The organism is Streptococcus moroccensis, assembly GCF_030812835.1.
GTDB classification, from domain to species: domain Bacteria; phylum Bacillota; class Bacilli; order Lactobacillales; family Streptococcaceae; genus Streptococcus; species Streptococcus moroccensis.
This window is the reverse complement of the sequence record NZ_JAUSTM010000010.1, coordinates 79,135-90,895: the sequence shown is the minus strand read 5'-3', so window position 1 is coordinate 90,895 and position 11,761 is coordinate 79,135. Positions and strand designations below refer to the sequence as shown.

The following is an 11,761-nucleotide window of genomic DNA, read 5'->3' as shown; positions in this document are numbered from 1 at the left end:
TGAACAAAGTGAAAGCCAGCGTCTTTAGGCGCTGGCTGGTGATGTGGGCTTATAGCCCCTGTTCAAACCACCCGTTAGACGGGTGGTCATGATTTTATGGTATAATATATAGTAAAGCATATACATATAGAAGAGGTCTTTAACAATGATAGGAGACAATTTAAGATCTTTACGCAAGACACATGACTTAACACAGCCTGAGTTTGCGAAGATAATTGGTATTTCTCGTAATAGTTTAAGCCGATACGAGAATGGCTCTAGTTCAGTTTCAACTGAATTGATTGATTGCATCTGCCAGAAATTTAATGTATCTTATGTTGATATTGTGGGAGAAGAAAAAATGTTAACACCTGTAGAAGACTACCAATTGACGTTAAAAGTAGAGATAATCAAAGAACGTGGGGCATCTATCTTGTCTCAACTATATCGCTATCAAGATACTCAAGGCATTGATTATGAGGATGAGTCTAATCCTTGGATATTAATTAGTGATGATCTATCAGATATCATAAATACAAAAATTTATTTAGTTGATTCCTTTGATGAAGTAGAACGTTACAATGGTTACTTAGATGGCATTGAGCGTATGTTGGCCCTCGCCAATCATCAGGTGGTGGCTTAATGGTATCAGAAGAATTTAGTCAAGACGAGTTTGATCTCGCCTTAAAACGGATGATTCGATCCTTGAGTAGAGGTAAGAGAACTACAGATAAGCCAGTGGCTATCTTACTTGGAGGGCAAAGCGGAGCAGGAAAGACTACCATACACCGGATAAAGCAAAAAGAATTTCAAGGAAATATCATTATCATCGATGGAGATAGCTATAGGTCATTGCATCCAAATTTTTTAGCCTTACAAGAAAGTTATGGGAAAGATAGCGTGGATTATACCAAAGGATTTGCAGGGAAAATGGTTGAGCACCTCATTGATGAACTCAGTAAACAGAGATACCATTTGTTAATCGAAGGTACACTGCGAACCACAGAGGTACCTAGAAAGACAGCTCAGTTATTGCAATCAAGAAATTATCAGGTCTCATTAGCATTGATGGCAACTAAGCCAGAGTTGTCGTATCTCAGTACGCAGATTCGCTATGAAGAGCTCTATGCTATTGATCCAACTCAGGCAAGGGCAACACCCAAAGAGCACCATGACGGCATTGTAGAGCATATAGTTGACAACTTACGAGAGTTAGAAACTCATAAAATCTTTGACCAGATTCAAATTTACCAAAGAGATCGACAATGTGTATTTGATACAGAAATCGATAAAGGTACAGCTACCGATAATATGAAAGAATGTCTTTTCGGAAAATGGAATAAGGTCGAGGAGGAAATGTTGAAGGTTGGGCAGGAACGGTTGAAAGAAATTGTTTTAAAAAATTATTAAGAAAGGACAGATTATTTTGAAAGGCTTTAATAATAAAATAAAGACAATTTATAAGGATTTAACTAGCTCAAAAGAGAAATTTGGAAGTTTTCATAAAGCGTTAAGAGATTATGTGAAGAATGAAAGATTTGTTTTAGAATTCAATATTAATGCTAAACTGACTTTTGGACATTTGAAGATTTCATAAAGGTCACCAGTACATTTGATACGAACACTTATGATGGTATATATAAAAACATGCTAGTTTGGCTTTATTTCTTTACGGGATTACGTGTTTCAGAAGGACTAAGTTTGATTTGGTCTGATATCGATCTCGAAAAGAAAATCATACATGTTCAATCTACTTTGGAGGATCTTGGTAATGGTGAGTATCGGAGAAAAGAACGAACTAAAACTGAAGCTGGCATGAGATTCATTGAATTGGATGATATGACTGTTCAAGTTTTGGAAAGTTGGAGAAATGTTCAAGTTAAAAGTGGAGAATCTGATTATGTTTTAGCTAGATTTGATGTACCGTTGCACAAAACAACCTTAACGCGTATATTACAACGGCAAGCAAAAATAGCAGGTGTTCCTGAAATAACTGGTAAAGGACTGAGGCATTCACATGATTCATTCATGATCAATGAACTTGGAAAAGATGTTCTTTTTGTAGCTGCTCGCTCTGGACGAGTTGACAAGGCTACAACATTAAATACGTATTCTCATATATATGCTAGTAAAAAAGCCACAGGTGGAAAAGATATTACAAACCATTTGATTGCATCTGGTTTTAAACCCCACTAAAACCCCACCATAAATAAAATTTAGACCTAAAATACTTGATTTTCAAGGAAAAAAATAACTATGCAACCGTAATTCTTAAATAAGCGTTACCACTAATAGCATAAAGCTCACCATAGGGTGGGCTTTTTGTGTTTTGCTAATCATTTTATGGTCGATATGTTTTTATTGATAATCCTCCTAAAAATTATAATATTGTTAAAAATTTTACAAATAAATATGAAAGCGCTATACTTAAGTTATCAATTAAAAGGAGAAACGAAAATGAAAATGAAATCTGCGGTTGTTTCAGCTCAAGGGCAGGACATCGAAATTATGGATGTTATACTGGATGAGCCCAAAGCCAATGAAGTCTTAATTAGGACTGTTGCGTCAGGGATTTGTCACACGGATATTGCTGGTCGTGATGCGGGTATGTCGCCCTATCCTGTCGCTCTAGGGCATGAAGGAGCTGGTATTGTTGAAAAAGTTGGCTCGGCAGTAACGACTGTTGAACCAGGAGACCATGTTGTCATTTCTTTTGGCTATTGTGGTCATTGCCGAAATTGTCGAACAGGTCATCCTGCTCTTTGTTCTGATTTGAATGTGTTGAATTTTGGCGGTGCTCAATACGACGGTACTCACCGTCACCATTTAGAAGACGGTAGTGATGTTCATAGTTTCTTTGGGCAATCCTCACTTTCCCAATATATTGTTGCTGATGAGCACGGTGTTGTAAAAGTAGACAAAGACGTTGACTTACGTCTCTTGGGTCCTTTAGCTTGTGGTCTCCAAACAGGAGCTGGAACAGTTCTCAATTACATTAAACCTGAATTTGGTTCTACCATGGTAGTTGCTGGAGTTGGTGGAGTCGGTCTTGCTTCCATTATGGCTGCCAAGATTTGTAACCTCAAACACATCATCGCTGTTGATATCCATGATAACCGCCTTGAATTGGCTAAAGAATTGGGTGCAACAGCTGTTATCAATAGTAAAACCATCTCAACATCTGTTGAAGAAGCTATCAGAGAGCTTGTTCCAGAAGGTGTTGATTACAGTATTGATACCACAGGCTACTCACCAATCATTAAGGAATTAATTCATGCTCTTAGACCTGCTGGAACAGCTTTGGTCATTGGGATGACGGGTGATTTGACCCTCAATATTCAGGCAGAATTGATGGGAGAGTCTAAAAAACTAGTTGGTCTTGTAGAGGGAGATGCTATTCCACAACTCTTTATTCCAACCCTTGTCGAATACTATAAAGCGGGCCTCTTCCCATTCGATAAAATGGTCAAATTCTATCCATTCGAAAACTTACAAGAAGCAGTAGATGCTATGCATGATGGTTCTGTCATTAAACCAGTTGTTACATTTGAATAAGTTTGCCAATTAACTTTAATAAATACAGAAAGAGGCTGGGACAAAAGTCCTAGCCTTCTAATAATTTATCACCAGTTAAACAAGACGCAGCGGTTGGGAGTAACACTCACTGGCTATGCCAGTTTTAGCGTTACCATCGAACCTATTCGGTTAACGATTTTGTCCCACTCCCCTTTTTGTTATCTTAAACGGGTGATACCATTTTAAAAAAGAAGCCACTATGGGTTGAAAAGACTTTTTGAGCGATGGATGGGAGCAGTCAAATAGTGACAAATTTGCTATAATAGACGTTAGTGAAAAGGATAGGAAAAGCGTTTTGATTCAATGACAGTTAGTCTGCTATCTGTATAATATGGCGAGCTTCCTTGTAAATGTATAGAGGAATCATAAAGTATTTGAAGGAAATAAGGGTGTCAGGTGACAGTTGGTTGGCTTTTTTAATGTCATAACGGATTGCCCTTGATAGGAAAGGATTTATAAGAAATGGCTACTATTCAATGGTTTCCAGGCCACATGTCTAAGGCAAGACGTCAGGTTCAGGAAAATATTAAATTTGTTGATTTTGTGACGATTCTGGTTGATGCACGTCTGCCGTTATCTAGCCAAAACCCAATGCTGACGAAGATTGTGGGGGATAAGCCAAAGATGCTGATTTTGAACAAGGCAGATTTAGCTGATCCACAGGCTACCAAGATTTGGCGCCAGCATTTTGAAAAAGAGGGGATTAAAACCCTTGCCATTAATTCTAAAGAGCAATCCACAGTCAAGCTTGTAACTGAGGCTGCCAAGGACCTGATGAAGGACAAAATTGCTCAAAAGCGAGAACGTGGCATTCAGATCGAAACCCTGAGGACCATGATTATAGGGATTCCAAATGCAGGGAAGTCCACTCTAATGAACCGTTTAGCTGGGAAAAGGATTGCTGTAGTTGGGAATAAACCTGGCGTGACTAAGGGTCAGCAGTGGCTAAAAACCAACAAGGATCTTGAAATCTTAGATACACCAGGGATTCTGTGGCCAAAATTTGACGATGACCGTGTGGCCTTAAAATTAGCTCTTACTGGGGCAATCAAAGATCAGCTGCTCCCTATGGATGAGGTAACGATTTTTGGGCTTGAGTATTTTGGAGAGCATTACGCAGACAGACTTCTTGAGCGCTTTAAAGGCCTTGATTTGGCCCAAGAAGCCCCTGAAATCATTATGCAAATGACCCAAAAACTGGGTTTTCGAGATGACTATGACCGCTTTTACAGCCTGTTTGTCAAGGAGGTCAGGGATGGTAAATTAGGGCGTTATACCTTAGATCGGATTGAGGACTTAGATGGCGACGATAGCGGAAATTAAGGCGGCTTTACTGGAGATTACGACCCTCGAGGACAGCCGATGGGCCCAGTACGAAACAGATCCTCGTTCAGGTGTTCAGGCAGCGATACGACAACGTCGCAAGGCTATTACAGCAGACTTAGCTGAGGAGGCTCGTTTGGAAAAGATGCTGCGCTATGAAAGATCATTTTACCAAGAAGGTTTTGAGTTTTTAGCTGGCATAGACGAAGTGGGGCGTGGGCCGCTGGCTGGTCCGGTTGTTGCAGCGGCAGTCATTTTACCGAAAAACTGTAAAATTAAGGGCCTGAATGACAGTAAAAAAATCCCTAAAACCAAGCACGAGGCAATTTATCAAGTGGTAGTAGACCAAGCTCTAGCTATAGGAATAGGTGTTATGGATAACAAGGTCATTGATCAGGTTAATATCTATGAGGCAACCAAGTTAGCCATGGAAGCGGCTCTAGAGCAATTAAGTGTACAGCCAGAGGCCCTGTTGATTGATGCCATGACCTTAGGCCGTGTCAATCTCCCTCAACAAGCCATTATCAAAGGAGATGCCAATAGCTTGTCTATCGCGGCAGCCTCTATTGTTGCTAAGGTCACTCGAGATAAAATGATGGCAGCTTATGACCAGCAGTATCCCGGTTATGGTTTTGCTCAAAATGCGGGTTACGGAACAGCAAGTCACCTGGAAGCCTTGAAAAACCAGGGTGTGACCCCGATTCATCGCGCAAGCTTTGAACCCATTAAGTCGATTTTAGGCAGGTAAACACATGCAATCGGAAAGAGAGAAGATGCTAGCAGGTCAGCTCTATGACACTAGTGATCAGGAATTAAGTCGTCTGCGTCTTGAAGCAAGGCAAAAAATGCAGGCCTTTAACAATGAGTTAGACGGTCAAAAGCGCTCAGCTATCTTAAAAGAGTGGTTTGGTTCAACTGGAGAACGGCTGTACGTAGAACCACAGTTTTCCTGTGACTATGGCTGTCATATTCATGTGGGAGAGAACTTTTATGCCAACTTTAATTGTACTTTACTAGATGTCTGTGAGATACGAATCGGGGATAATGCCTTACTAGGCCCAAATGTTCAGATTCTTACGCCACTTCATCCTTTGGAAGCAGGTCCTCGGATTTCAGGACTCGAGTACGGGGCACCGATTACCATTGGGGATAATGTCTGGATAGGTGGTGGCGCAATTATTTTACCCGGTGTGACCTTAGGAGATAATGTCGTTGTCGGAGCTGGAGCTGTTGTGACTAAATCTTTTGGTGATAATGTGTTGATTGCAGGTAATCCTGCTCGTATTATCAAGTCTATTGAGAATGGAGATCTTATGGTATGAAACAATTTCTAGGTATTGATGTGGGAGGGACTTTTATCAAGTCTGCCCTTGTATCAGAAACTGGCCAATTAGGGCAAGAAGATAAGGTGCTGACGCCTGATAATATAGCAGATTTTTTAGCCTGTCTCGATGAGTTAATCGAAAACCATCGGGAGCAGATCAGTGGTGTGGGGATTTCAGCGCCAGGTAGGATTGATGTGGATAAGGGGTACCTCTATGTCGGTGGTGCTCTAACTTACCTGAAAGACATCGCTATCAAAGAAGTGATTGAAACCAAGCATGGTTTGCCTTGTGCTGTTATCAATGATGCCAAGGCTGCTGTTCTAGCAGAGCATTGGTTGGGCAACCTTAAAGGAGTGTCTAATGGTGCTGCCTTAGTTCTTGGAACAGGCGTTGGCTCAGGCATCATCCTTAAGGATGAGTTGCTGCAAGGCTCACACTTCCAAGCTGGGGAGCTTACCTTTAACCTCAGATCACCAGGCCCGATCACTTGGCAGAACATGAGTGGGTCAGCGGGCTCGGCTGTCGGCTTCATCAAGCGGGCTGCAGAGTGTTTAGGATTAGAGAACACTAGCGATGGTCAAGCTGTTTTTGAAGCGCTAAAGACAGGTCAGCATCCAGAAGTGCAAGAGCTTTTTGAAAACTACTGCCGAGAAATTGTCTTCATCCTTTACAATCTTCAGGCGGTGGTTGATGTGGAAAAAGTGGTGATCGGGGGTGGCATCTCCAGTCAAGACCTTCTCATAGATACCATCAGAAAGATTTATCTAGATTACAAACGGGGGTCAGAAATCTATGATTTCATGTTTACAGACTTGGTCATTGAACCGTGTGCATTCCGCAACGGTAGCAATCTTCTAGGAGCCGTTTCCCTCTTGATTCGCTAGTGGTTTAACATAGGTTAACCCAATCCATTTTAGGATAGCTTTTCGTCATCCTTTTGGAACATCTCGGATAGACTGAAGCCGTTTTTATAACATTTAAGAGCAGAAAAACCTTTTTGAATGGCAAAAGGTTTTTCTGGCTCTTTTTTTCGAATAAAGAAGTGGAGGACTATCATGAAAGCATTTGATATTTTTAAGTGGAAGCAGGCAGGCCTGACAAATCTGCAAATTAACAGAGTACTTACTTATGCACAAAAACAGTCGAAAACCTTGTCCGACCGAGACATTGCTATCGTCTCAGAAGTGAAGAACCCAGCTGTGATTCTAGAGCATTATCGCAATCTGGATACAGACAAATGCCGTGAGCAGTTCGGGCGATTTCCCTCGGTATCTATTTTAGATGAGGCCTATCCTTTAGCATTGAGAGAGATTTACAACCCACCGACCCTGCTCTTTTACCAAGGCAATCTGGACTTGCTTCAAAAGCCCAAACTAGGAATTGTGGGGAGCAGAAAAGCCAGCCAAACAGGGACTAAATCTGTCCAGAAAATCATCAAGGAATTGAAGAACCAATTTGTCATTGTTAGTGGCTTGGCGCGTGGTATTGATACGGCAGCCCACATGGCCAGTCTCAAAAACGGTGGCCAGACCATTGCAGTGATTGGTACAGGCCTAGACGTTTTTTACCCCAAGGAGAATAAGGAACTTCAAGGATACCTAAGTAGGAACCAATTGGTCTTAAGCGAATACGAACCCGGCCAACAGCCGCTGAAATTTCACTTTCCAGAGCGAAATCGCATCATTGCGGGCCTTAGCAGTGGGGTGATTGTTGCTGAAGCCAAGATGCGTTCAGGGAGCTTAATCACCTGTGAGCGGGCCTTAGAAGAAGGGCGCGATGTCTTTGCCATACCAGGTAGCATTCTGGATGGTCAGTCAGATGGCTGCCATCACCTGATCCGAGAAGGGGCCAAGTGTATCAATTCTGGACAAGATATTTTAAACGAGTACAGCTACTAGCAAGAAAGACTGGTTTCAGTCTTTTTTTCTGGCCAAAATCATGCTATAATGAAGCTTAATATCACAGTGAGAGAGAATTATGGCAGATCAAAAAATCGTATTTAAGGTAGGGACTAGTTCCCTAACCGATTCGGATGGCAATTTGGTGCCAGCAAAGATTGAAAAAATAACGCGCCAGTTGGCGACTTTGCATAGAAAAGGCTACCAATTGATTTTGGTAACCTCTGGGTCTATTGCGGCTGGTTTTAGACGATTAGGCTTTGACAAACGACCGACCCGTATCGCAGAAAAACAAGCCTCTGCAGCAGTAGGGCAAGGTCTATTGATTGAAGAATATACCAAATATCTGCTACAAGACGGTATCGTATCGGCTCAAGTCCTCTTAACCCAAGACGACTTTGCGGATGCTAGACGCTACCAGAATGCTTCTCAGGCCATGCAGGTCTTGTTAAAGCAAGGCGCTATTCCCATCATTAATGAAAATGATATGATTGCCGTCGAGGAAATCAAGGTTGGAGACAATGATACCTTATCTGCCCAAGTCGCGTCCCTTCTTAAGGCGGACTTGCTGGTTCTCTTGACAGACGTGGATGGCCTATATACCGCTAACCCTACGACAGATCCCGATGCGCAGCACATCCCTGAAGTGAAGCAGATTAGCGATGATTTACAGGCGATGGCGCGTGGGGCTGGTTCGGCAAACGGGACTGGTGGCATGATGACCAAGATTCAAGCAGCAGTTCTTGCTACTCGTTCAGGTGTACCTGTTTATATTTGCTCATCTGCCTCAGAAACCGCCTTGATCGATGCAGTTACCCAGTCTAATAAGGGAACACTCTTTCATGCCGATACCCACAAGCTTAATCAACGCAAACAGTGGTTGGCCTTTTACGCGAGAACAGACGCAGCGGTCTACTTGGATGAGGGAGCTAGCCTTGCCATGACAGAACATGGTCGAAGCCTCTTAGTCTCTGGTGTTAAAGCTATGGAAGGTGAATTTAACGAAGGGGATATTGTGTCTGTCTTTAGCCAAAAAGACCAAAGCTTAATTGGCAAGGGCCGTGTTAAACTGTCCTCAACTGACTTAAAAAATAAGATGACCCAGCTCAATCCAGAAGGGATTTTCATACACCGTAACGATTGGGTGAGCCTGTAAAGGGGGAGAAACGATGACAATTTCAACTCAAGAACTATTAGATACCTTGGTGGCTCATAAAAAGGCCATCAACTTTGCGACAACAGACCAAAAAAACCAGGCCCTAGCTGAAATGGCCGATAGCCTCGAAGCAGCTAGTTCCGAGATTATTGTAGCCAATGAGCATGATATGGCAGATAGCAAAGGTCAGATTTCAGAGGTTATGCTAGACCGCCTCATGCTCAATCAAGAGCGGATTAAGGAGATGGCTGATGGTATTCGAGCTTTGATTGACTTGCCAGATCCAGTAGGGCTAGACCTTTCTGATGAGACTTTGGAAAATGGGCTACAGATTGTTAAAAAATCTGTGCCCTTTGGTCTAGTGGCCATGATTTACGAAAGCAGACCTAATGTCACTTCAGATGCGGCAGCCTTGGCTATTAAAAGCGGGAATGCATGTATTCTGCGCGGTGGCAAAGAAGCCTTCCAATCGGCCAATGCCATCGTCACAGCATTAAAAGATGGCTTAGCAAAAGCGGGTATCTCTCCAGAAGTCATCCAACTGGTCCAAGACACCAGTCGCCAGTCTGCAACGGAGCTCATGACGGCCAAAGGCAAGGTAGATTTACTGGTGCCCCGCGGTGGCGCTGGTCTGATTCAGGCGGTAGTTGAGAATGCGACGGTGCCCGTCATCGAAACGGGAACAGGTATTTGCCACCTCTACGTGGACGAGTCTGCTGACTTAGACAAGGCCTTAGCCATTGCCATCAATGCCAAAACCAGTCGCCCATCTGTTTGCAATGCTATAGAAGTACTTTTGGTCCATGAGGCAGTAGCAGAGGCTTTCTTACCCCGCCTTGAAGCGATTTTGGCTGGCCAAGTGGCCTTTAGAGCGGAAGTAAAAGCTAAAGAGTTTCTAACGACAGCTAGTCTTGCGGGTCCAGATGATTTTGACACCGAATTTTTAGATTATGTTCTAGCGGTCAAAGTTGTAGCAAGCACTTCTGAAGCCATTGAGCACATTGCTCAGCACTCAACAGGGCATAGCGAAGCTATTATCACTGAAACCAAAGAGAACGCCGATCAGTTTACCCTACAAGTCGACAGCGCTGCGGTCTATGTCAACGCCTCAACCCGCTTCACCGATGGTGGTCAGTTTGGCTTGGGCTGTGAACTTGGGATTTCCACGCAGAAAATGCATGCCCGCGGTCCGATGGGACTACATGAAATGACAACCTATAAGTACATTATCACAGGTGATGGACAGGTAAGGGGGTAACACATGAAAATCGGTTTTATTGGCGTTGGTAACATGGGAGCATCCATTGCAAAAAGCATAGACGCTGCTAAGTGTACCCTTTATTTATCCAATCATAACCTTCAAAAAGCAGAGGAGTTGCAAGCTCATATTCCAAACGCTGTTTTAGCGTCAAATGAAGAAATCGCAGAAACCTGTGACATGATTTTTCTTGGGGTGAAACCCTATCAGGTCACAGAGTTGTTGAGAACTTTAGCGCCAGCTATTGCTCAAAACAAAAAGGCTCTCTGGGTCTCCATGTCTGCAGGATTGCCCCTTTCCAAAATAGCAGAGCTGTTACCAAGTGAAGCGGGACTAATTCGGATGATGCCCAACACGCCTGTTGCGGTTGGGCAAGGCATGACGACGTATTGCCTAAGTGACAGTGCGCGTGCTGAGCGGGACAATCAGCTCTTTACAGAAGTCATGGCCAACTCAGGCAAGCTCCTTGCACTGCCAGAAAGCTCTATTGATGCAGCGACTGGTATAGCAGGCTGTGGGCCCGCCTTTGTCTTTCAAATGATAGAGGCCTTAGCAGACGCTGGCGTGCAAAATGGCTTGCAGCGGGCAGATGCTTTAGAACTCTCAGCCCAGACCTTGCTTGGTGCGGCCCAGCTCATGTTGGAGACAGAGACACACCCAGCTGTTCTCAGAGACCAAGTAACCTCGCCAGGCGGTTCAACTATCGCTGGCGTCGTTACTCTAGAAGAAAATGGTTTCCGTCACGCTACCATCTCAGCAGTTAATGCTGCCATTGAGCGGACTAGAGCATTAGGCAACTAGTAGATAAAGTAAAAAATTTTTTTCGCATTATGAGGTAAAGTTATGGTATTTGAACTATGCTGAAACGTATTAATAAAAAAATATGCTTCTTAATTCCCGACCTTCTGCAAAATTTCACTATTTAGATCATAGATTACAATACTTTTATAGTTAAAAATATGAATAAATAAGTATCTACAAATTTTTGTAGATGCTTTTTAAATAGGTTGACTTATGCGCATAATACGTATATAATGAAGGAGAAACATGCCATTAACGGGTAAAGAATTAGCAAAGATAGCCATAGAAAATGGATGGGAAGAAGTCCGAGTAAAAGGAAGTCATCATCATTTTAAGAAGGATGGTATTCCTTATCTAATTACCATTCCCATTCATGGTAATAAGGATATAAAGTCAGGGTTGGAAAAGAAAATATTAAGAGACCTTGGTCTGTGAGGGAGGTAAT

General features: G+C 42.8%; 12 protein-coding genes and 1 pseudogene. All 13 read left to right on the top strand.

All coding sequences use genetic code 11. The features are described from left to right. Window positions 1–145: 145 nt before the first annotated feature. The 13 genes and pseudogenes from pezA to J2S23_RS06255 all read left to right on the top strand — a co-directional run bounded on the left by pezA (window position 146) and on the right by J2S23_RS06255 (window position 11,751). Entirely contained in the window at window positions 146–622 is a 477-nt protein-coding gene (gene pezA / locus J2S23_RS06315) for a type II toxin-antitoxin system antitoxin PezA (RefSeq protein WP_307121905.1), read from the top strand. Then, the gene (gene pezT / locus J2S23_RS06310) at window positions 622–1,389 is read left to right on the top strand and encodes a type II toxin-antitoxin system toxin PezT (protein ID WP_307121904.1); all 768 of its coding nucleotides are present in this window, start codon (window positions 622–624) and stop codon (window positions 1,387–1,389) included. The genes pezA and pezT overlap by 1 nt, the downstream gene beginning before the upstream one ends. A 156-nt stretch (window positions 1,390–1,545) precedes the next feature. Further along, window positions 1,546–2,188 (top strand): annotated as a pseudogene (locus J2S23_RS06305) (site-specific integrase); the annotation flags it as partial. A 248-nt stretch (window positions 2,189–2,436) separates the two neighbouring features. Next, the gene (locus tag J2S23_RS06300) at window positions 2,437–3,534 is read left to right on the top strand and encodes an NAD(P)-dependent alcohol dehydrogenase (protein ID WP_307121903.1); all 1,098 of its coding nucleotides are present in this window, start codon (window positions 2,437–2,439) and stop codon (window positions 3,532–3,534) included. 483 nt (window positions 3,535–4,017) lie between these two features. Beyond that, on the top strand, window positions 4,018–4,878 hold the full coding sequence (ylqF, locus tag J2S23_RS06295; RefSeq protein WP_307121902.1) for a ribosome biogenesis GTPase YlqF: 861 nt from the start codon (window positions 4,018–4,020) through the stop codon (window positions 4,876–4,878). Beyond that, complete coding sequence (rnhB, locus tag J2S23_RS06290; protein WP_307121901.1) at window positions 4,856–5,626, top strand: ribonuclease HII; 771 nt, start codon at window positions 4,856–4,858, stop codon at window positions 5,624–5,626. Before ylqF ends, rnhB begins: the two co-directional genes overlap by 23 nt. A gap of 4 nt (window positions 5,627–5,630) precedes the next feature. Continuing rightward, complete coding sequence (locus J2S23_RS06285) at window positions 5,631–6,200, top strand: sugar O-acetyltransferase (protein ID WP_307121900.1); 570 nt, start codon at window positions 5,631–5,633, stop codon at window positions 6,198–6,200. After that, window positions 6,197–7,087, top strand: a complete 891-nt coding sequence (locus J2S23_RS06280) for an ROK family protein (protein WP_307121899.1) — start codon at window positions 6,197–6,199, stop codon at window positions 7,085–7,087. Before J2S23_RS06285 ends, J2S23_RS06280 begins: the two co-directional genes overlap by 4 nt. Window positions 7,088–7,258: 171 nt before the next feature. Then, window positions 7,259–8,101 (top strand): DNA-processing protein DprA, encoded by an 843-nt coding sequence (dprA, locus tag J2S23_RS06275; protein ID WP_307121898.1) that lies wholly within the window; start codon window positions 7,259–7,261, stop codon window positions 8,099–8,101. A 79-nt stretch (window positions 8,102–8,180) separates the two neighbouring features. Beyond that, complete coding sequence (proB, locus tag J2S23_RS06270; protein ID WP_307121897.1) at window positions 8,181–9,257, top strand: glutamate 5-kinase; 1,077 nt, start codon at window positions 8,181–8,183, stop codon at window positions 9,255–9,257. 13 nt (window positions 9,258–9,270) lie between these two features. Continuing rightward, window positions 9,271–10,515, top strand: coding sequence for a glutamate-5-semialdehyde dehydrogenase (locus tag J2S23_RS06265; RefSeq protein WP_307121896.1), 1,245 nt, complete (start codon window positions 9,271–9,273; stop codon window positions 10,513–10,515). 3 nt (window positions 10,516–10,518) lie between these two features. Beyond that, window positions 10,519–11,316 carry a pyrroline-5-carboxylate reductase gene (gene proC / locus J2S23_RS06260; protein WP_307121895.1) on the top strand — a complete coding sequence of 266 codons (798 nt, stop codon included), beginning with the start codon at window positions 10,519–10,521 and terminating at the stop codon, window positions 11,314–11,316. 246 nt (window positions 11,317–11,562) lie between these two features. Beyond that, window positions 11,563–11,751: a type II toxin-antitoxin system HicA family toxin gene (locus J2S23_RS06255; protein ID WP_307121894.1), complete on the top strand. Its 189-nt coding sequence runs from the start codon at window positions 11,563–11,565 to the stop codon at window positions 11,749–11,751. Window positions 11,752–11,761 lie beyond the last annotated feature (10 nt).